Origin of the sequence: Rhizobium sp. Nf11,1, assembly GCF_050587665.1 — a bacterium.
Lineage (GTDB): Bacteria > Pseudomonadota > Alphaproteobacteria > Rhizobiales > Rhizobiaceae > Rhizobium.
In genome coordinates this window covers 403,591-423,810 of sequence record NZ_JBOBHU010000001.1, presented here as the reverse complement: position 1 = coordinate 423,810, position 20,220 = coordinate 403,591, and the positions used below count along the sequence as shown (strand labels likewise).

At 61.9% G+C, this 20,220-nt stretch carries 22 protein-coding genes; 7 read left to right on the top strand and 15 right to left on the bottom strand.

The genetic code is table 11. From position 1 onward, the window contains the following. Positions 1-24: 24 nt before the first annotated feature. The 5 genes from ACQ7C1_RS02075 to ACQ7C1_RS02055 all read right to left on the bottom strand — a co-directional run bounded on the left by ACQ7C1_RS02075 (position 25) and on the right by ACQ7C1_RS02055 (position 4,947). Positions 25-1,773 (bottom strand): DUF2207 family protein, encoded by a 1,749-nt coding sequence (locus ACQ7C1_RS02075; RefSeq protein ID WP_430957246.1) that lies wholly within the window; start codon positions 1,771-1,773, stop codon positions 25-27. Positions 1,774-1,980: 207 nt separating this feature from the next. After that, positions 1,981-2,532 (bottom strand): AAA family ATPase, encoded by a 552-nt coding sequence (locus ACQ7C1_RS02070; protein WP_430957120.1) that lies wholly within the window; start codon positions 2,530-2,532, stop codon positions 1,981-1,983. Then, positions 2,529-3,485: a glycine--tRNA ligase subunit alpha gene (locus ACQ7C1_RS02065; protein ID WP_064694016.1), complete on the bottom strand. Its 957-nt coding sequence runs from the start codon at positions 3,483-3,485 to the stop codon at positions 2,529-2,531. The genes ACQ7C1_RS02070 and ACQ7C1_RS02065 overlap by 4 nt, the downstream gene beginning before the upstream one ends. A gap of 391 nt (positions 3,486-3,876) precedes the next feature. Continuing rightward, positions 3,877-4,068: a hypothetical protein gene (locus tag ACQ7C1_RS02060; RefSeq protein WP_003584596.1), complete on the bottom strand. Its 192-nt coding sequence runs from the start codon at positions 4,066-4,068 to the stop codon at positions 3,877-3,879. Positions 4,069-4,086: 18 nt separating this feature from the next. Continuing rightward, positions 4,087-4,947, bottom strand: coding sequence for a S49 family peptidase (locus tag ACQ7C1_RS02055; RefSeq protein ID WP_221138976.1), 861 nt, complete (start codon positions 4,945-4,947; stop codon positions 4,087-4,089). 182 nt (positions 4,948-5,129) lie between these two features. On the opposite strand from ACQ7C1_RS02055, the gene ACQ7C1_RS02050 reads away from it, so the two are divergent. Then, entirely contained in the window at positions 5,130-6,470 is a 1,341-nt protein-coding gene (locus ACQ7C1_RS02050; protein WP_430957119.1) for an Nramp family divalent metal transporter, read from the top strand. Here the strand turns inward: ACQ7C1_RS02050 and ACQ7C1_RS02045 are convergent. Continuing rightward, a complete protein-coding gene (locus tag ACQ7C1_RS02045) occupies positions 6,460-7,251 on the bottom strand; it encodes a tRNA1(Val) (adenine(37)-N6)-methyltransferase (RefSeq protein ID WP_430957118.1) in 792 nt (263 codons plus the stop codon). The genes ACQ7C1_RS02050 and ACQ7C1_RS02045 overlap by 11 nt on opposite strands. A gap of 7 nt (positions 7,252-7,258) precedes the next feature. Further along, entirely contained in the window at positions 7,259-7,486 is a 228-nt protein-coding gene (locus ACQ7C1_RS02040; RefSeq protein ID WP_085777151.1) for a DUF2007 domain-containing protein, read from the bottom strand. A gap of 108 nt (positions 7,487-7,594) precedes the next feature. On the opposite strand from ACQ7C1_RS02040, the gene ACQ7C1_RS02035 reads away from it, so the two are divergent. The 4 genes from ACQ7C1_RS02035 (at position 7,595) to moaB (ending at position 12,019) form a co-directional block, all read left to right on the top strand. Next, the gene (locus tag ACQ7C1_RS02035; protein ID WP_285194730.1) at positions 7,595-8,611 is read left to right on the top strand and encodes a polyprenyl synthetase family protein; all 1,017 of its coding nucleotides are present in this window, start codon (positions 7,595-7,597) and stop codon (positions 8,609-8,611) included. Between the two features lie 127 nt (positions 8,612-8,738). After that, positions 8,739-10,571 carry a tetratricopeptide repeat protein gene (locus ACQ7C1_RS02030; RefSeq protein ID WP_430957117.1) on the top strand — a complete coding sequence of 611 codons (1,833 nt, stop codon included), beginning with the start codon at positions 8,739-8,741 and terminating at the stop codon, positions 10,569-10,571. A 12-nt stretch (positions 10,572-10,583) separates the two neighbouring features. Next, a complete protein-coding gene (locus tag ACQ7C1_RS02025) occupies positions 10,584-11,468 on the top strand; it encodes a 4-(cytidine 5'-diphospho)-2-C-methyl-D-erythritol kinase (RefSeq protein ID WP_430957116.1) in 885 nt (294 codons plus the stop codon). After that, positions 11,468-12,019, top strand: coding sequence for a molybdenum cofactor biosynthesis protein B (gene moaB / locus ACQ7C1_RS02020; protein WP_430957115.1), 552 nt, complete (start codon positions 11,468-11,470; stop codon positions 12,017-12,019). The genes ACQ7C1_RS02025 and moaB overlap by 1 nt, the downstream gene beginning before the upstream one ends. A gap of 80 nt (positions 12,020-12,099) precedes the next feature. Here the strand turns inward: moaB and ACQ7C1_RS02015 are convergent, their stop codons facing one another. Both ACQ7C1_RS02015 and ACQ7C1_RS02010 read right to left on the bottom strand, forming a co-directional pair. Further along, the gene (locus ACQ7C1_RS02015) at positions 12,100-12,456 is read right to left on the bottom strand and encodes a hypothetical protein (RefSeq protein ID WP_430957114.1); all 357 of its coding nucleotides are present in this window, start codon (positions 12,454-12,456) and stop codon (positions 12,100-12,102) included. Positions 12,457-12,827: 371 nt separating this feature from the next. Beyond that, entirely contained in the window at positions 12,828-13,346 is a 519-nt protein-coding gene (locus tag ACQ7C1_RS02010) for a glycosyltransferase family A protein (protein ID WP_085777146.1), read from the bottom strand. Positions 13,347-13,486: 140 nt separating this feature from the next. Here ACQ7C1_RS02010 and ACQ7C1_RS02005 point away from each other — a divergent pair, with 140 nt between their 5' ends. Both ACQ7C1_RS02005 and ACQ7C1_RS02000 read left to right on the top strand, forming a co-directional pair. Further along, positions 13,487-14,644, top strand: a complete 1,158-nt coding sequence (locus tag ACQ7C1_RS02005) for a PA0069 family radical SAM protein (RefSeq protein WP_430957113.1) — start codon at positions 13,487-13,489, stop codon at positions 14,642-14,644. Positions 14,645-14,811: 167 nt separating this feature from the next. Next, positions 14,812-15,501 (top strand): ribonuclease HII, encoded by a 690-nt coding sequence (locus ACQ7C1_RS02000; RefSeq protein ID WP_183703011.1) that lies wholly within the window; start codon positions 14,812-14,814, stop codon positions 15,499-15,501. 384 nt (positions 15,502-15,885) lie between these two features. Here the strand turns inward: ACQ7C1_RS02000 and ACQ7C1_RS01995 are convergent, their stop codons facing one another. From ACQ7C1_RS01995 to ACQ7C1_RS01970, 6 genes are all read right to left on the bottom strand, one after another. Further along, a complete protein-coding gene (locus ACQ7C1_RS01995; RefSeq protein ID WP_085777143.1) occupies positions 15,886-16,377 on the bottom strand; it encodes a F0F1 ATP synthase subunit B in 492 nt (163 codons plus the stop codon). 3 nt (positions 16,378-16,380) lie between these two features. Continuing rightward, complete coding sequence (locus ACQ7C1_RS01990; RefSeq protein WP_085777142.1) at positions 16,381-17,004, bottom strand: F0F1 ATP synthase subunit B; 624 nt, start codon at positions 17,002-17,004, stop codon at positions 16,381-16,383. Positions 17,005-17,081: 77 nt separating this feature from the next. Continuing rightward, entirely contained in the window at positions 17,082-17,309 is a 228-nt protein-coding gene (locus tag ACQ7C1_RS01985; RefSeq protein WP_003588243.1) for a F0F1 ATP synthase subunit C, read from the bottom strand. Between the two features lie 68 nt (positions 17,310-17,377). Then, positions 17,378-18,130: a F0F1 ATP synthase subunit A gene (locus tag ACQ7C1_RS01980; protein WP_085777141.1), complete on the bottom strand. Its 753-nt coding sequence runs from the start codon at positions 18,128-18,130 to the stop codon at positions 17,378-17,380. 63 nt (positions 18,131-18,193) lie between these two features. Further along, positions 18,194-18,529, bottom strand: a complete 336-nt coding sequence (locus ACQ7C1_RS01975) for an AtpZ/AtpI family protein (protein ID WP_085777140.1) — start codon at positions 18,527-18,529, stop codon at positions 18,194-18,196. 271 nt (positions 18,530-18,800) lie between these two features. After that, positions 18,801-20,012 (bottom strand): cell wall hydrolase, encoded by a 1,212-nt coding sequence (locus tag ACQ7C1_RS01970; protein WP_430957112.1) that lies wholly within the window; start codon positions 20,010-20,012, stop codon positions 18,801-18,803. Positions 20,013-20,220 lie beyond the last annotated feature (208 nt).

Sequence of the window (20,220 nt, the reverse complement as noted above, 5' to 3'; positions counted from 1 at the left end):
TCAGACCTTTACATCACTGTTTCTCTAAGAACTGCTCCGCCAATCCGGAGCATAGGCCTCCATCTTTTCGCTTTCTCGCCAAAGATTGAACCGCTCGGTCCAGCGTTGCTCGGCGTTCAGGGCAACAGCGAAAGGAAGATAGTGCTCGTAGCATTCGACCGACATTGCCGGACCATCTATCTCGCCGTGAAAATAACGATTCAAACTAAGGATGTTGTTGCGGATCCGCCGCTGCTTCGACGTTGGCATGCGCGACATCGCCAAAACGGCGATAATGCCGGCAATGTGCAGCAAGATCGCCATCAAAAATGGCCACTGTTCGCTGATCACCTCAGTCGTACCGATATAGACAAGTGCGACGATCACCATCACCGGAAGACCCACCATCAAACCAAGCGCCTGTTTGAACTGCTCGGCGGTGCCGGTCGCCACGGGAAACCGCTCAGGATGGCGGAACATGGTTACAACTAGAAAAACAACGAACAATAACCCTGAGATGGCGGCGGAAAAGATCAAAAGGCCCGATAAGGAAGCGACGGCAATGCCGAGAGCCAAAATCGATGCTGCAGCCGCCAGGCTGCAGCGATCTTTGCCTCTGATCTTCTGATATTCCTCAGTGACTGTTCTGTGCAATTCATCCCTCACATCAGGCCGGGCATTTTTAACTCTGCGCCGATCGCCGGCCGACGGTTCCTTTGCAATGCCCTTGAATACCAAGCGCGTCGCAGCCGGAAGATCATACCATTTGGCGCGACCCGCCTTGCTCTTCCTTCGGTCTTGCTTCGCCAATAAGTCCGAGGCCTCGGCATCCTCACCCAGGCTGGAAATGCGAAGCGTTCGCTTGACCGCGAGATGGCAGACAGACGCCATGAAAGCCGCCTTTCCCGCGTCTGCCTTCCAATTCCGGAACAGATAGGCTGCCAGAGCGGGGGATATGCTTTGCGTTATTTTGGTGTCGGCAGTTATCGATGGTGCAGGCACAAGCCAGTACGGTCGAAATTTGAGGATAGCGACCAGACCGACGATCAGCGGCCCTAAAATGCTTATGAAGGGGAGAAAGTGGTCGGAAAGCCACCACTGTATCCGCTTGCCGCTCGTGACGGTCACAAAGGTCCCTGCGGGATATTCGATCTCGATATCAGGCAGGACTCGATCCCCTTTGCCTGCTGGAATAGACACCAAGAGCTCATTCGGTGCGCTGCGCGTGACGTCATAGGCCGCCGCCCGGTCCTGTTGCGAAGGGCGCAACGTTCCGCCCGGCGGCAGCTTCAGAGTAAGCGTTTTTTTCGCGCCCTGGCCGTGCACGCGGCCCATATAGGCCGGCAGGAAGAGAACCTCGCGGTCGCCTTCCTGACGAACCAGGCGTCCGAGCCAGTAAGCGATCTGGATCTTTGTAAGACCGGTGGGCAGATCTGCAGAGCAGTCTTTGCAGTGCTCCGCTCCTATGTAGATCGAATAGCCGGGCACATTATTTTCCCGGGAATAATATTCGTCGAGTCCGTCGCGCCGGGCTGCGGCCAATTGGAAATCTCGCCAGTGAACACCACCCGCAGCATCCACGAAGCGTTGAGGGATATCGACGTAGACGCCGCCGTAATTCATCGCCAATTTTACCGCGATGTCGAAGTGCTCCGACACAAAGGCAGTGCCGTCGGTGTAGACTTCAACCGTACTGTTTGCCGACCGGACGGTGAACTCCTTGTCAAAATCGCTGCACGAGGTCAGCAGGCCCAGCATCGAGCATAAGCTGAGCCATGCTAAAAGACGCAACATCCTGGCGGCGGAATTCTCATCTGAAAATTTAAAGTAAAGAAAATCGTTCTTCAAAAGAGATACCGAAGCTTGCATTGTCGCAACAGCTGACAACGTAGTGATGGTTTGCGCAATACAAAAGAAGTCTGGCCTTGGAGCGACGGAAATTTTCGAGAGTGCTTACGCCGCCTCGCTCGTCAGTGAGGCCGCCGGCATCCTCGGCTGTCGTCAAACACCGATATGCGTGAGAATTCGAGCCGCCGTCTGCTCGGGCGAAAGGTCCGTCGTATCAATTTCGACCGTGTGTTCAGCCAGTCCGCGCAACAGTTTATAGTTTGCCCGGAGCTGTTGCAGCTTCACCGTATCCGTCAGCTTGAGCGCCTCGGATCGGCCGGGAGAGATGAGGCGCCTGGCATTCTCCTCCGGCGCGCAATCGAGGAGAACCGCGACCAGATCCGCGCCTCTGGCGGCAGCAAGATCGCGATACCAGGAGAACATCGCACTATCATGCTCGTCATCGGCAAGAGCATCGGTAAAGACGAAACTTTCAGCCGGATCAGCGCGCACGGCATGGTCGAAAAAAGCTCGCCGAATCTGCTCACGCAGAGATAGATGCAGAGGGTTGCTGCGGGCGAAAAGCGCTTCGGCTGGATTAAGCAGCGTGTGATTGTCGATAAGCCGCGCGCCGATTCTTTTCGCCAGCAAGCGGCCGATGGTCAGCTTCCCGGTGCCTGGCCAGCCGTTGATATGGACGATACGGCCGGCAGGCTTTTGCGTCATGCCGCCTCTTTCGACAGGTTGACGCCGCCGGCGTCGGTCAGCAGGAAGGCTTCGCCGCAGGCCTTGGCGAGCGTGCGCACCCGCAGGATGTAGCTCTGGCGCTCGGTGACCGAGATGACGCCGCGTGCGTCGAGCAGGTTGAAGACGTGGCTGGCCTTGATGCACTGGTCATAGGCCGGGAAGACGCATTTGTGCAGGCGCTGATTGTCGCTTTGGCCCGGCGCGCCGGCATCGAGCAGCGCCCGGCATTCCTTCTCGGCATCGACGAAATGGCGATGCAGCATTTCGGTATTGGCGAATTCGAAATTGTGACGCGAATATTCCTGCTCGGCCTGCAGGAAGACGTCGCCATAGCTGATCTTCTCGTCGCCTTCGCGGCCATTGAAATTGAGGTCGTAGACATTGTCGACGCCCTGGACATACATGGCAAGGCGCTCGAGGCCGTAGGTCAGTTCGCCCGCGACCGGCGCGCATTCGATGCCGCAGACCTGCTGGAAATAGGTGAATTGCGAGACTTCCATGCCGTCGCACCAGCATTCCCAGCCGAGGCCCCAGGCACCGAGCGTCGGGCTTTCCCAATCGTCCTCGACGAAACGGATGTCGTGCAGCAGCGGATCGAGGCCGATCGCCGCGAGCGAACCGAGATAGAGTTCCTGCAGATTGGGCGGATTCGGCTTCAGGATGACCTGATACTGGTAATAATGCTGCAGCCGGTTCGGGTTTTCGCCATAGCGGCCATCCGACGGGCGCCGGGAGGGCTGGACGTAAGCCGCTTTCCACGGCTTGGGGCCGAGGGCGCGCAAGGTCGTTGCCGGGTGGAAGGTGCCGGCGCCGACCTCCATGTCGTAGGGCTGCAGCACCGCGCAACCCTTATCCGCCCAGTAGCTATGCAGGGTCAGGATCAGCGCCTGAAAGGAGCGCTTCGGGTTCATATGGTCTGGGAGAGCTGACATGGGATGGCACCGCTGGCTTGGGAATTATCGGCGCGACAGGTGCCATGGAGGGCGGCAGGGGTCAAGGGTTTTGCGGCGGTCGGGGTCGAACGTCGATGTGGAAGCGGAACCTAACTGCGCCTAACCTCAATCCAGCGATGGTGGGCTAGGCACCCCCCTCTGTCCTGCCGGACATCTCCCCCACAAGGGTGGAGATTGGCAAGAGGCTTGACCATCGCTCCCTCTCTAACGGCAGCGACAATCACAATGCTCAGTTGGTTGGGGAAGCCGTCACGCCCAGCCGATCTCCCTCCTTGTGGGGGAGATGTCCGGCAGGACAGAGGGGGGTGCCCAGCCCACCTACGTTTGCGCGGCGGACCCGCAGCCGGATGACGCAAATCCAAGGCTGTATCTATTCCTCATCCCGCTTCAGCCGGTACTCCCCGGTCACGGGGTCCTTGACCAGCGTGCCGATCGCGCCGGTCTGGCGTTCCTTTTCGGCGCGGCGCGATTTTTCGGCGAGCTTGCGGGCATCGGACACGAAGCGGCGGTAGAGCCACCAGGCTGAGAACACCAGGACCAGGATCGTGATAAGCTGTGCCATGCCCCTCTCTTGCTCCTCTCAAAGCCCGAAGCGGCTCCACAATGCTCTCTCTTCCGCCGCTTCGACAAGTCCTGTTGCGAGACCTGCCCCCGCGCCTTCGAGTGTAACAGGCGATACGCCGGGAATGCGGCGGCCGAAGAGGCCGCGGCCGGCGGTGACGAGTTCCAGCCGGGTCTTCTGGCCGTAGCGCCGCTTCAATTCCTGGCGCATGTCGCCGAGGCCATCGATGAGGCCAAGCTCGAGGCCGCGGGTGCCGCTCCAGAACAAGCCGGAAAACACCGTCGCATCATCCGTCAGCTTGCCGGCGCGGCGCTCGCGCACCATTGCGATGAAGACCTGGTGGATTTCGAGCTGCAGGCTCTTGAGGTACTCGATATCCTTTTCCTTTTCCGGCTGGAACGGATCAAGGATCACCTTGTTTTCGCCGGCCGTATAGACGCGGCGCTCGACGCCGATCTTCTTCAGGAGTTCGGGAAAGCCGAAACCGCCGGAGACGACGCCGATCGAGCCGACGATCGAGGTGGCGTCGGCGATGATCTCGTCGCCGGCAAGCGCGATCATGTAACCGCCGGAAGCGGCGACATCCTCGACGAAGACCAGCACCTTCTTCTGCTTTTCGCGGGCGAGCTCGCGGATGCGGGTGAAGATCAGTCGGGACTGGACCGGCGAGCCGCCCGGCGAATTGATTGTTATGGCAACGGCCGGCGCCTCCTTCATGGCGAAGGCCTTTTCCAGGACGGGGGCGACATTGGCGAGATTGAGGGTGGGGCGGAACTGGCCGCCGCCGCTGATGATCGCGCCCTGCAGCCTGACGACGGGGATGGTGAGGCCCTCCTTGCGGAACCGTTTCGGCAGCAGCTTTCTCAAGAATCCGGCCATTTCCCATCCTTCGCTTCGGGTCGCACGATCGTCATTTCGCAATCGCATCCATGTATGCGCTGGAACGACAAACGCAATGGCCGCGTTCCTGAAAAACACCGGATTGATTTTCTTGTTGCGAATGACTTGCATTATCATTCTAATCGGTCATAGTGCACCGACGATAAACAGGTGGAAATGGCATGGACGCCCTCAATCCCAATGCAAACAGCGGCTGGCGGCACGAACGCGGCGAGGCGTCGCTGTCGGATGTCTACCGCACTGTCGGAACGGGGCGTCACAGCTCGATGTGGCGCCGGGCGGCGGCCTTTGCCGGGCCGGGCTACATGGTCGCCGTCGGCTACATGGACCCGGGCAACTGGGCGACCTCGCTCGCCGGCGGCTCGAAATTCGGCTATGCGCTGCTCACCGTCGCCCTGCTTTCCAACCTGATGGCGATCGTGCTGCAATCACTCTGCGCGCGCCTGGCGATCGCCTCCGGCCGCGACCTCGCACAGGCCTGCCGCGACGCCTTCCCCAAATGGGTTTCAGTGCCGCTCTGGGCCTTTGCGGAAATCGCCATCATCGCGACCGACATTGCCGAGGTGATCGGCACGGCAATCGGTCTCAATCTGCTGTTCGGCATTCCGCTTGAGCTCGGCGTTCTCATCACCGCCCTCGATGTCTTTCTGATCCTCTTCCTGCAGAGACTCGGCTTCCGCTGGGTGGAAGCCTTCATCATCGCGTTGCTTGGGGTAATCGCGCTCTGCTTCGGCGTGCAGATCTTTCTTGCCGATCCGCAATGGGGCGCCGTCATCACCGGCTTCTTCCCGACGACCGAGATCGTCACCAACCCGGAAATGCTCTATCTGGCGCTCGGCATCCTCGGTGCGACCGTCATGCCGCACAATCTCTATCTGCACTCCGGCATCGTGCAGACGCGGGCCTATGGTCACACGATTCCTGAGAAGAAGGAGGCGCTGACCTATGCGACGATCGACTCCACCGTCGCGCTCTGTTTCGCGCTGCTGATCAATGCCTCGATCCTGATCCTTGCAGCCGCCGCCTTCAATGCCAATGGCAAGACCGATGTCGTCGAGCTCGGCAACGCCTATGCGCTGCTGTCGCCGCTGCTTGGCCTCGCCATCGCCCCGACGCTCTTCGGCATCGCGCTTCTCTGCTGCGGCCTCAACTCGACGGTGACGGCAACGCTTGCCGGCCAGATCGTCATGGAAGGCTTCCTCAAGATCCGGCTGAAACCCTGGGTGCGCCGGCTGATCACCCGCGCTATCGCCATCGTGCCGGCGGCGGTCGTCACCATCTGGTACGGCAATCAGGGCACGGCTGAACTGCTGATCCTCACGCAGGTCGTGCTCAGCCTGCAGCTTTCCTTCGCCGTCTTCCCGCTGGTGATGTTCACCGCCAGCCGGGCCAAGATGGGCGAACTCGTGGCGCCGCGCTGGCTGAGCGGCATCGCCTATGTGATCGCGGTCGTGATCGCTGGGCTGAACGTCAAGCTGCTCTTCGACTTCGTCACCGGCTAGGGGTTCGAAGCCTGGGATAGGCCGCCCGGCCATTGTTGAAATCGTCGACCAGAGGGGAGAATTTGTGGCTTCCCTCTTCGTGCATGACGAGGGCCGCGCGCAGCGACAGCCGCGCCCGTGAGCCCTTGATGGCGGTCACCAGGATGCGGACGGCATTTTCCCCGGGGCGCGGATGGATGGCCGTCACTTCGATGCCGCCAAAGCGCCGGCCGCAGGCATCGATGATCTCTGCTATCGATTGGGGTCTGGCGATCAGCGACAATTGCCCGCCCGGGATCATGATGGCGCCGGCCGTGCGGATCCAGCTTTCGAACAGGCCGTCGGTCATCGCATGGGCTTCGGCCTTCAGCGCATCGGGGGTGCGCCGGTCGCCGGCATCGTTGAAGGGCGGGTTCATGATCACGTGATGGAAGCTTTCATCGGCAAGGCCGGCATCGTTGCGCGCCTTGGCGGTCAGCGTCACATCGGCCTCGACGACACTGAGGCGGGCGGCGAGATGGGCATTTTCCGGCAACAGGATGCTGCGGCGGGCATAATCGGCCATCTCGGCAGAGCGTTCGAAGAGCACCACTTGCGCCTTAGGAAGGCGCGAGGCGACGGCAAGGCCGGCGGCACCGGCGCCCGCGCCGAGATCGGCCACCCTGATCGCGCGATCGTCGGCAACGAGGGCGGCCAGCAGCATCGCATCCATGCCGGCGCGATGGCCCCTGCCCTTCGGCTGCACCAGATGAAAGGCGCCGCGATGGAAGGCGTCGATAGTTTCAGCGGGGCCGATGGTCATCGTCCGCTCACGTCCTGTCGCGCAGTTCGCCGCCGAGGCCGGCATCGATCAGAATGCGGCGGGCCCGGTCGGCCATATCCTCATCCACCAGCAGGCGGCGCGGCAGCATGCCGAGTGAGCCTTCCAGCACGCTCATGCCCTGATCGGCGATGAAGCAGTGAATTCCGGCATCCTTCATCAGGCTCTCGGCGAAGGAGAGCAGAACGGGATCGTTAGCGCGGATAAGTTCATGCATTTGCCGTCTTTTTCCTTCCAATTTCGGCTAACGCGACAATTCACCCCTTGCCGCGTCCATCGCCCCTTTCTATTGTCAGATGCAATGAGTGAACAGGAGTCCGGGTCGTTGGGCGTGGTCATACCGCTTGAAGAAAGCAAAAACAAACTGGCATCCATCAAGCCGTTGGTCGATCTCACCCGGGCTGACATGGAGCGGGTGAACCAGCTCATTCTGTCCAAGGCCGGCTCCGACGTGCAGATGATCCCCGAAGTGGCGAACCATCTGATCTCATCAGGCGGCAAGCGGCTGCGGCCGATGCTGACGCTGGCGGCCGCCTCACTGTTCGACTATCGCGGCGAAAACCACATCAAGCTCGCCACCTCGGTCGAATTCATGCATACGGCGACGCTGCTGCATGACGACGTCGTCGACGAAAGCGACCTGCGCCGCGGCAAATCGACGGCGCGGATGATCTGGGGCAACCAGGCAAGCGTGCTGGTCGGCGACTTCCTGCTCGGCCAGGCCTTCCGCATGATGGTCGATGTCGGCTCGCTCGATGCGCTCGACGTCCTGTCTTCCGCGGCATGCGTGATCGCCGAAGGTGAAGTGCTGCAGCTTTCCGTCGCCAAGAACATGGAAACGACGGAGGACGATTACCTCTCCGTCATCCGCGCCAAGACGGCGGCTCTCTTTGCGGCCGCCGCCGAAGTCGGGCCGATCGTTGCCGATGCCGGCCGCTCCGGCCGCAATGCGCTGAAATCCTACGGCATGAATCTCGGCCTCGCCTTTCAGCTCGTCGACGACGCGCTCGACTATGGCGGCAAGGCCGCCGATCTCGGCAAGAATGTCGGTGACGATTTCCGCGAAGGCAAGATCACGCTGCCCGTCATCCTCGCCTATCGCCGCGGCACGACGGAAGAGCGCGCATTCTGGCGTGATGCGATCGAGGCCGGCAACAGCAGCGACGCCAACCTGGAAAAAGCGCTCGGGCTGATCACCAAATACGGCACGCTGAGCGACACGATCGGCCGGGCGGTCCATTACGGCACGATCGCGCGGGACGCGCTGGCGCCGCTACCCGATACGGTATGGAAATCCGCTCTGATGGAAGTGATCGACTTCTGCATCGAGCGCGTCAATTGATCGAACGCCGCGATCGAGGCTGATTTTCTTGCAGCGCCGCTCCAAAAAAGCCATCCTGTTATGACTCAGTGATGACGACTGATTTGCGACCGGCAGCGGCCGGACGCTCTCGAAGAAAGGTTTTCTAATGCGGCAGAGAATTGCCATCCGTCTCCTTACGAGCGCAGCGCTGGCGGCTGTCCTTTCGCTTGGCGGCGTCGCCGGCGTGAGTGCCGAAGATGCGGCCAAGGCGGGCGATGCCGGCAAAGCCGAGAGCTTCTTCGATGCCGATAACGTCACCACGTTCTCAGGCGCCTTCCTCGCCGCGCGCACAGCCGATGTCGATCACGATTACGAGACCGCGATCGCGCTCTACAAGAAGGCGCTGCAGATCGAACCCGGCAATCCCGAGATCCGTCAGCGGCTGATGATCTCGCTGCTGCTCAACGGCGACATCAAGGAAGGCGTCAAATACGCCAATGATCTGAAGAGCGATCCTTCGGTCGAGCGTATCACCACGATCGTGCGCGCCATGGATGCCGTGCGCCGCGACGACTACAAGACAGCCGAGTCGATCCTGAAATATAAGGGTCCGAACGATCTCGACCGGATGATGAACGACCTCCTGCTCGCCTGGGCCCGCGTCGGCGCCGGCCGCGGCAAGGAAGCGCTCGCCATGGTCGAGAAGATGAAGGGGCCGGACTGGTTCCGCATCTTTCAGAACTACAATGCCGGCGCGATCGCCGTCGTTACCGGCGATGTGAAGTCGGCCCGCCAGCATCTCAACGACGCCGTGCTCGACAAGGAAGGCGGGGCGACGGCGCCCGACACCTTCATGCGCGCGGTGATGGCGCTTGCCCGCCTGGAGGCGGCGCAGGGCAACAAGCAGAAGGCGCTCGATGCGGTTTCCGTCGGCGATAATCTGCTGCCGAACTACGCGCCGCTGAATGCGCTGCGCGACAGCATCGAGAAGGGCGAGAAGCAGGAGCAGCAGGTCAAGACGGCCGAAGAAGGCGCCGCCGGCGTGCTCTTCTCCGTCGGCGGTGCTCTGAACCGCGATGGCGCCGAGGATATCGTCTCTCTCTACCTGCAGACCGCGAAGGCGCTCGACCCCAACAGCGCCGATACACTGGTGCTGCTCGGCGGCATCGCCGAAAAGCAGAACCAGATGGACCGCGCCATCTCCCTCTATAAGAAGGTGCCGGAAGATTCGCCGATGCGACGCATCTCCGAGCTTCAACTCGGCCTCGCCCTTGCCCAGGGCGGCAAGGTCGACGAGGCGCGCAAGCACCTGCAGGCGCTGATCGCCTCCGATCCGAAGGATATCCGCAGCTACCTCGCCTATGGCAGCGTGCTCTCCGACGCCAAGGACTACGAGGCGATGGCCGCCAATTACGACAAGGCGGTCGAAGTGATCGGCCCAATCCCCGGCCGCGCCAACTGGAGCGTCTTCTTCCAGCGCGGCATTGCCTATGAGCGGCTGAAGAAGTGGGACCAGGCCGAACCGAATTTCCGAAAAGCCCTGGAGCTCAACCCCGACCAGCCGCAGGTGCTGAACTATCTCGGCTATTCCTGGATCGACATGAACCGGAATCTCGACGACGGCCTCGCCATGATCAAGAAGGCTGTCGATCTTCGCCCTGACGACGGCTACATCATCGATTCGCTCGGCTGGGCCTATTTCCGCCTTAACCGCTTCGACGACGCCGTCGACGAGCTGGAGCGGGCTGCGCAGATCAAGGCCGGCGACGCGACGATCAACGACCATCTCGGCGATGCCTACTGGCGGGTCGGGCGCAAGCTCGAAGCAGTCTACCAGTGGAACCGGGCGCTCGCCTCCGAGCCTGAAGCGGCCGAAATTCCGAAGATCAAGGAAAAGATCGCAAACGGTCTGCCCGCTAGCGACGATGCCAAGGCGGCCGACAAGAAGCAACCGGATCCGGCGCCGGTCACCCCGCCGCCGGTCGACAAGAAGTCCTGACGGGCGCGACCGATGCCTGAGCAGGGCTTGGCCGACGCTTTCGGCGTCACCGAAGAGGCGCGCGCGAAGATCAATCTCGCCCTGCATGTGACGGGCCAGCGGCCGGACGGCTATCACATGCTCGATATGCTGGTGACCTTCGCAGATTGCGGCGACCGGCTGGGCTTCCTGCCCGCGCAGGCCGACGCCTTCACCCTGTCGGGCCGCTTCGGAGAGACGCTTGCCGGCGACGGCGACACCAACCTTGTAATCAGAGCGCGCGATCTCCTGCGCGAGGCTGTCGGCGCCCTTGCCTTCCCTGTTCACATCCATCTCCAGAAGAACCTGCCCGTTGCCTCCGGCATCGGCGGCGGCTCGGCCGATGCGGCGGCGACCCTGCGGGGGCTGATGCGCCTCTGGGGCTTGCGATTGCCGGTGGAACCGCTGGCGGCGCTGGCGCTGAAGCTCGGCGCCGACGTGCCCATGTGCCTCGAGAGCCGGCCGCTGATTGCCCGCGGCATCGGGGAGGAGATCGAAGCCGTGCCCGATCTGCCGGCCTTTGCCATGGTGCTGGCCAACCCGCTGAAGGGCGTTTCGACGCCGGAGGTTTTCCGGCGGCTCACGGCAAAGAACAATTCACCCCTGAGGCTCGCACACACCGAAGGCTGGCTTGCGGCGATCGGCGCGGCTCGCAACGACCTGGAGCCACCGGCACGCGAAGCCGTGCCCGAAATCGCGGCGATCTCGGCGATGCTGCAGGCTGAGGGCGCTCTTCTTGCCCGCATGTCCGGCTCCGGCGCCACCTGCTTCGGAATCTTCGCCAATATGGCCGCCGCGCGCGATGCGACGGCGGCTCTTCACGAGGCGCAGCCCGACTGGTATTTCCAGGCGACGGAAACGGTTTCGGGAGGCATGTGATGGCAGGTTTGGACGAAAAACGGCCCTTCATCGCCGTCGGCATAGCCGTCCTCACCGTCTCGGATACGCGCACGCCGGAGACGGACAAGTCCGGCGATACGCTGGCGGCGCGGATCGCCGAGGCCGGCCACAGGCTGGTCGAGCGGGCGATCGTGCCCGACGACCGGGAGAAAATCGCCGCTCAGGTCAAAGCCTGGACCGAGCGGGATGAGATCGATGTCGTTATCACCACGGGCGGCACCGGCTTTACCGGCCGAGACGTGACGCCCGAAGCGCTGGAGCCGCTGTTCGAAAAGCGCATGGATGGCTTTTCCGCTGTCTTCCACCGTATCTCCTATGACAAGATCGGCACGGCGACCATCCAGTCGCGCGCCACCGCGGGCGTTGCCAACTCCACGTTCATCTTCGCCCTGCCCGGCTCGCCCGGAGCCTGCCGGGACGCCTGGGACGGCATATTGAAAGCACAGCTCGACTATCGGAGCGTGCCTTGCAACTTTGTCGAGATCATGCCGCGCCTGGACGAGCATCTGAAACGCGGCGCAAAGAAATAGACTGGCGCTGCCGTTACAGTGCCGCGATCGCGCCGTCGAAAACCCGATTTAGACTTTCGAGGCCGACGCGCTGGCCTTTGTTATGTGGCAATGCCCGGCAGAGCCGGCATCGAATCCCAGCTATCACCCGACAGCAGAATGCAACTTATGCCGTGGACATCCGTGACGACGAGCGTCCAGGTGCCGCTTTTGGCGGCATAGACCTCGAGAACGGCGTTTTGGTTGATCAGGCCGACGGCGGTGAGCTTCTCACCGAAATTCCTGTCGAGGAAACTGACGACGTCGGATCGGCCTGCGCAACTGAGCATCGTCTGCGATGCTGCTGAATTCGGATGCGCGATCACCAATGTCGGCAATATGACGGCCAGCAGGCCGTAGATCCTACCGCGTACGCCGTAGATCCTACCGCGCATGCGGTAAATCCTACCGCGTGGCATGACGCACCTCCTTTCGCCGGAAACCCGGCAGAAGAGGAGATTTTTCGCCGACCTGTTCTGCCGTTCACCGGCATTCCACGGCACCCGTTGCGAAGCGCGGCGCTTCGGCGGCGCCATAGGTGAATTATAGCGCGAAATTCTATTGGACGCCATCTTTGCGCGATGGCGGGAAGTAATCACCAAAGCGCGCTTGCGACGAGACCAGCCATCCGGCTGCCGCCACCTTCCCGCTTGCGGGCGAAGGGGATATGCCGCGCCGGCTTTCTCCATCTCGACGTTGCATTGGGGCACGTCCCCTCACCCCGCTTCTACGGGGAGAGGGTTAGGTGAGAGACAATCTCTCAGACAGGGTCGATGCAGCGACGGGCATTCTACCGCGTGGCACGCGCCACCCAGGAAGGAATCAATTCACTTGCAAGCTTGCGCGGCTTCTGGCCCTTGGCGAAGTCGGCAACAGGCATCCCGCTTCTGGCGGCGGCGAGCGCCAGGTTCTTCGGCATCAACAAGCCAAGCTCCAGCGGCGGTCGACCGCGGGCAACGCGCTGGAAGAACGGGCGGCGGTAGCCGCGCGACGCGGCAAAGCGCGCTGGTGTCTTATTCAGCGCCACATATTCGGCGATCTCATCGATCCAGCCGGCCTGCGGCCTGGCGCCCGGCTCGATAAAGAGCAGCCATTCGCCTCGGGCGGAGCGCACGATGTCCTTGATATCCCATTGTGAATGGAACCGGCAGCCGGCGGCGTCGGCGACCCGCGAGGTGCCGTCGCGCGAGCCGTGATCGAGCACGATCACATCGCTGACGAGCCCTTCCACCGCGCCTGCCACCAATACCGATAAGGTCTGCGCCAGTTCGGATTCCTGATCCTGGCATTCGAGAACAACCGTCAACATCGACTATTCATAATGCGCCGCACAATTTTTTGCCAGCACCGTTTTACGTATTTTGTTCTTGCATTGTTCTCGTTTTATCGATAGGAATTTAATCATCACAAACGGGCGGAGACAACGGCTTTCCGCTGCGGGAGAATCCGATGAGAGAGCAGTCCCTGGCAGGGCAGGCCGCATTCGCGCCTGCCAATACGGCAGATATTGCCGATGCGATGATCGTGTCCTCCGGTCTTCGGGTCGAGGTTGACCGGCGGCGCGGGCGTGGAGCGGGACTGAACCCAACAGGCCGGTTCGAAACGCTGCAGCGGGAGACCTTCGACGACGGTTGGCAGACGCTGGAAGAACTGCCACCGTTCAAGACCGTGGTTCAGATCGAAAAGCCGCGCACCGCGATTACACGCAATGAATCGCCGGACCTTTCTTTCGACCGCTCGATCAATCCCTATCGCGGCTGCGAGCACGGCTGCATCTATTGTTTCGCCCGCCCGACGCACGCCTATATGGGGCTTTCGGCGGGGCTCGATTTCGAGACGAAGCTCTTCGCCAAGCCCGATGCGGCGAAGCTCTTGGAGCGGGAGCTCGCCAAGCCGGGGTACAAGGTGAGGGTGATCGCGATCGGCACCAATACCGACCCCTATCAACCGATCGAGAAGGAATGGCGCATTATGCGCGGCATCCTCGAGGTGCTGAACAAGGCGAACCATCCGGTGTCGATCGTCACCAAGTCGGCGATGATCCTGCGCGATCTCGACATTCTGCAGGAGATGGCCGGCAAAAACCTGGTGCGCGTCGGCATCTCGGTCACCACGCTCGACCGCAAGCTTGCCCGGGCGATGGAACCGCGCGCCGCCACGCCGCCGCGACGGCTGGAGACCATTCATGCGCTGTCTGAGGCAGGGATCCAGACTGCCGTCATGGCCGCTCCGCTGATCCCGGCGCTGAACGATCACGAATTGGAGCGCATTCTGGAATCGGCGAAGGCTGCCGGCGCGACCGGGGCGAGTTATGTCATCCTCAGGCTGCCGCTTGAAGTCAGCCCGCTCTTTCGCGACTGGTTGCTGCAGCACTATCCCGATCGTTACCGGCACGTGATGTCGCTGGTGCGCTCGATGCGCGGCGGCAAGGATTACGACGCCGAATTCGGCAAGCGCATGAAGGGCGCCGGCCCCTATGCCTGGCAGATCGCCCGGCGCTTCGAAATGGCGGCGAGACGCTTCGAGCTGACACGCCGCAGCGTGCCGTTGCGCGACGATCTGTTCGTGCCACCGGATGGCAGCGGCGTACAGCTGTCGCTGCTCTGATTTTTTAAGCTTGCGCATCGGCTGCTCAGAAAATCCGCCCTGTTTTCGAGCCCCGAGCGCAATTTCCGCGGATGGCCCTGACCGCCTCCATCCGCCGGACCGTCCCCGGCCGCCGCCCTGATCCGGGGACTTGCGGGAAATCGGGTTGGCGTGCGAGGTTCAGCCGCATGAAACGTCGCACGCCACCCGATTCTCCCCTGCTTTTCGACACGGTCCCTCTCGTGCCGGATTTCAAGCTCGAGCTCAAAGCACGCAAGGCCGGCCACTGGCCGGTCGCCGGCGCCGACGAGGCAGGCCGCGGGCCGCTGGCGGGGCCCGTGGTGGCCGCTGCGGTCATCCTCGATCCGAAGCGCATCCCTGAAGGCCTCAACGATTCCAAGCAGCTCTCGGCCCAGCGGCGCGAAGAACTCTTCGCGCAGATCCTGGCGACGGCGACGGTTTCCATCGCCTCCTCCAGCTCGACCCGGATCGACGAAACGGACATACGCAAGGCAAGCCTTGACGCGATGCGCCGCGCCATCTGCAGCCTCGCCATTCCCGCAAGCTACGTCCTGACAGATGGGCTTGATGTGCCGCCCGGCCTCGATTGCCCAGGACAGGCCGTGGTCAAGGGTGACGCCCGCTCGGTTTCTATCGCCGCCGCCTCTATCGTCGCCAAGGTGACGCGCGATCGGATGATGGCGCGGGCGCATCATGTATTTCCCGATTACGGTTTTGCGGCCCACGCCGGCTACGGCACGGCGCAGCACCGCGCCGGCATTGAACAGCACGGCCCCTGCTCCCTGCACCGGATGAGCTTTCGGCCACTGCGGAAGGACGGCGACGAGCCTGAGATGGACGAACTGCTTTCGGAATAGTCGCCGAAAAAAGATCGGCATATTCCGCCTTTGGACTGGCGATCAGCCCCTCATCCGGCTGCCGCCACCTTCTCCCCGCATGCGGGAGAAGGGGATATACCGCACCCTCTCCGTTCCCCTCTTAGTCTAGCTCTCGCAGACACGTCCACTCGTAAGGCCATCCGAGAGCGAGCTGCAAAAGGACAGAGTGGAGGGGACAGAAAGGTTGCTGCATGTCCCCTTCTCCCTGCAAGCGGGGAGAAGGTGGCGGCAGCCGGATGAGGGGCGGACGCCGGAGCAGGGACGCTACGCTGCCTCCGCACGAGGCCAAGCAAAGAACAGGCCTTATCACCAAAGAAAAAGGCCGGGACATGCCCGGCCTTTCCTTATTCCAGTTGATACCGCTCAGTTGAGCCGTGTCTTGACCTGTCCGACGGCGTTGCCGAAGAGCTCGGACTGGACCTTGCCGTCGGCCTTCTTGGCCAGCACCGTTTCTGCGGCCGCGATGGCAAGGTCGACGGCGGCGGAACGCACCGCCTTCATCGCATCGGCCTCGGCCTGCTTGATCTTCTGCTCCGAGAGCGCCGTGCGGTTGGCGACGAATTCTTCCGTCTTCTTCTTCGCCTCGGCGGTCAGCATCTCGGCTTCGCGCTCAGCGGCGGCAACGATATGGGCCGCTTCCGCTTCCGCTTCCTTGCGCTTGCGCTGGTATTCAGCGAGCAGATGCTGGGCTTCCTCGCGCAGGCGCTTGGCTTCGGCTAATTCATTACGGATCTGGTCGGCGCGGTCGTCGAGCGAGCGTGCCATCATGCCCGGAACCTTCAGATAGACGACCAGCGCCAGAAAGAGGACGAGGCCGACAAAGGCGAAGAAAGTCGCGTCGAAATGAAATTCCATCGATCAAGCCTCCTTCTTGGCGGCCGCGACGGCGGCGGCGACATCTGCCTGCGCAGCGCTGCTGCCGATCAGCTGTTCGACGACGGCGGCTGCCGTTTCCTCGGCAATGGTGCCGACGTCGGCGAAGGCCTTGGCCTTGATGTCGGCGATCCGGGCTTCCGCAGCCTTGATCTTTTCCGACAGGCTGGCCTCGACGGTGCGGCGATCCTCTTCGGCCTTGACCTTGGCGGCGTCGCGGGCGGCGGAACCGATCGCGTGGGATTTGGCGCGGGCAGCGGCCAGTTCGCCTTCATAGGTCTCGACGGCGGCATCGGCTTCCGCTTTCAGGCGGCCTGCTTCTTCCAGGTCCTGGGAGATGCGCGTGTGGCGCTGGTCGAGGATGGCCCCGATGCGCGGCGCAATGACCTTTTGCATAAGGAGGTAGAAGACGCCGAACGTAATCACCAGCCAGAGCAGCTGGGAGGCGTAGGTCGTCGAATCGAAAGGCGGGAACGGGCCGCGGGCGTGTTCGCCTTCGGCAACACCGGTCTCGGTATGGACCTCGCCTGCGGCCGGAGCGGCATGCGCATCCGTGCCGGTCGCTGCCGCCGGTGCTTCTTCAGCGTAAGCCGGGGTCACAAAAAACATGCTCACCTCCAGGTGGACTGCAAATGCAAAGGATCACGGCTTGCGGTCGCAGGCCGTGATCCATCTATTCGCCGATATCAGACAGCGAAGAGGAGGAGGAGAGCGACGAGCAGCGAGAAGATGCCCAGAGCTTCCGTAACGGCGAAGCCGAATACCAGACGGCCGAACTGGCTGTCAGCGGCAGACGGATTGCGCAGAGCGCCGGAGAGGTAGCTGCCGAAGATATTGCCGAGGCCGAGAGCCGTACCGGCCATACCAAAGCAAGCCAGGCCTGCACCGATGAACTTTGCTGCTTCCGCTTCCATGTTGAACTCCTTTGAAATGGTTGTTGCGGCGAATGACTGACGCCCTGGAGACGTCGTTGTCGTTATCCTTAGTGCCCGCCCGGATGGATTGCGTCGTTGAGGTACATGCAAGTCAGCACCGCGAAGACGTAAGCCTGAAGGAAGGCGACGAGGAACTCGAGACCGGTCAGGGCGACGGTCATGATGAGGGGAAGAACGGCGCCGCCGACACCGACCGCACCGAGGGTTCCAAGCGAGGCGACGAAGCCTGCGAACACCTTCAGCGTGATGTGACCGGCGAGCATGTTGGCGAAAAGACGAACGGAGAGCGAAATCGGACGGGACAGGAAGGAAATGATTTCGATCGAGACGACCAGCGGCAGCAATATGCCGGGCACGCCCGAGGGCACGAAGACATTCAGGAAGTGGAAACCGTGCTTATAGAAACCGTAGGCGAGCACCGTACCGATGACGAGAATCGCCAGCGCGAAGGTGACGATGATCTGGCTGGTGATCGTGAAGAAATAGGGGAACATGCCGAGCAGGTTCGCCGTCAGCACGAACATGAAGAGCGAAAAGACCAGCGGGAAGAACTTCATCCCCTGCTTGCCCGCGCCCTCCTTCAGCATATTGGCGATGAATTCATAGGACATTTCCGCGACCGACTGCGAACGGCCGGGCACGATGGCGCGGTTCGAGGTCGAGAAATAAAGGAAGCCTGCGGCAACGGCTGCCGAAGCGACCATGAAGAGCGATGCGTTGGTGAACGAAAAATCAATTCCGCCGATTTCGATCGGCACAATCTTCTGGATCAGGAACTGATGAGTCGGATCGTTAGACACCGCTTGTTCTCTCTCTTTGGCCCGCAGGACGCGGGGTCATTGCACTGGACCGGGACCGGCCCCCTATTTCTTGTCGTCCTTGTCCAGAGGGTGGGCCACCACCCCCGCAGAACGCAGCACGTTCAGAACGCCGGCACAGAATCCGAGAAGCAGAAGAACAATCAACCCCCAAGGCGCCGTGCCAACAAAACGGTCGAGAAGATAGCCAAGGACGGCGCCGACGACGATCGCGGAAATGAACTCGCTGGAAAGCTTCATCGCCTGGGCATAACCTTTGCGGCTTTCCTCGGCGCGGGCTTCGCTTGCCTCTTCCACTTTCGCCTCTACGCGCTTGGTCGCGAGTTCCGCTTCCAGCTGCGCACGGCGCTTCTCAAGACTTTCCTCGCGGTCGTCCGCCATGGATCTCTCCTCGCCTGCCCGTCGCCCGCACTCCCGCTACCCCGGTCATTCGGACCCCGGACGCGAAGGTTGAGACCCTTCCGGCCCGTTCTGAAGTCGCGCGCAACATAGTTTTAGGGCTTGGTATAGTCAAGGCGTAGACGGCTTCTGTCCAGCCAGAAAATAAATTTGTAAAATCAGATGGTTAAGTCGATTTCCGGTCGAGCGCGCAAATTCGACGGAAAGAATCCGCTTTTGGGGGCGGAAAATCGGCATCCCCCAACGCTTTCTCTCAGCTCCAGCCGCCGCCATAGGTGCGATAGAAGACGTGAAGACCGATGCGCCCGACCTTTTCCATGGTCTTTGCCCATTTCGGGCAGACGTAAACGGCATGGTAGTGCGTCGCCGACCCCACCTGCGGCAGCCAGATCCTGCCTGATGTCACCGCCATGGCCACGTCGCGGGCGACCCGCCAGTGATATTGCGAATTCACCCGGTCCTTGATGGCGTCGCAGGCGAAGGAAAACTGGCAGCGGTTGCGCCAATCCTCGTTCTGGTAGACGACGCCGCAGATGCTCTTGGGATAGGCGGGGTTGCGAACGCGGTTGAGTATGACCTGGGCGACTGCCGCCTGGCCCTTCACCGATTCCCCGCGCGCCTCGAAATATATGCCTGAGGCAAGGCATTGCTGCTCGCGGGCGGAAAAGACGCTCGGCGGCAGCACGCTTGCCGCCCAGGCGTGGTCGCCCGGACCGATCTGGGGGACGAAGCGGCCGCTGTCCGGTTCGGTCAGGATCGAATCGAAGGGCGACTGGCGGGCATAATCCGGTGCCGCCGGCGCATAGGCGGTGGCAAGCACGTCGGCCTTGTTGCTGGTGACGAGGCTTGCGAGCATCGCCGGCACGCCGACCTCCGGCCTCACCGGCTGTTTCCTATAGAAAGAGGTGGCGATCTCGATTTCCCTACCCTGGATCTTCGGCTTGACGAAAGCCGACCTGTCCTTGAGATCGAAATTCGGAGTGAACAGCATCTTGGTGCGCTCAAGAATGGAGCCGGCGGAAAAGTCTTTCGGCGGCTGCATCTTCTCGATGGCGACGACGCGGCCCTTCTTCGTGCCGCGAATGACCCGGTCCTCGTCCGGCGTGTCCTCGTGCCCCTTGTCCTTGGCCGTAAAAGCCACCTTGCGGCCGTCGGGCAGCACCATGCCGGCGCCCGAGGCGATTGAGCCGGTCGCTGCCGGATCGGCGAAGGCGAGCTCGGCCTGATGGATGGAGCCGGCCGGCGAATTGGTCAGCACCATGCGCCAGCTCTCCCCCTCACGGTCGAGACCGGCAAGCATGGTGGCGAGATCGGCGTGGGAGGCAACGCTCGGGAAGATCAGCCAGCCGGCAAGCCCGAAGATGGCGGGCGACACCCAGTTCTCGGGAAGAAGACGCAGCTTGCTACGGGAAGGGCTCTTTCGACGCAACACGAACTCCGGGCATGGAACGCGGGAACATGCCATGGAAAATCTCTCATTAACCTTGATGCCTGGTTAACGAGGCGTGCCGGAAAGTAGCAGTGTGAGTTTTTGGATGTTCTAATATGGCTGATAACTTCGTCCACCAGGAGCCGCTGCGCTCGTGGTGGCGCTATGCCTGTTGACCCGAACCTGCGGGGCGAGTTCGACGGAAACGAATCCCCAATCTCCGTCGTCCTCGGACTTGAGCCGC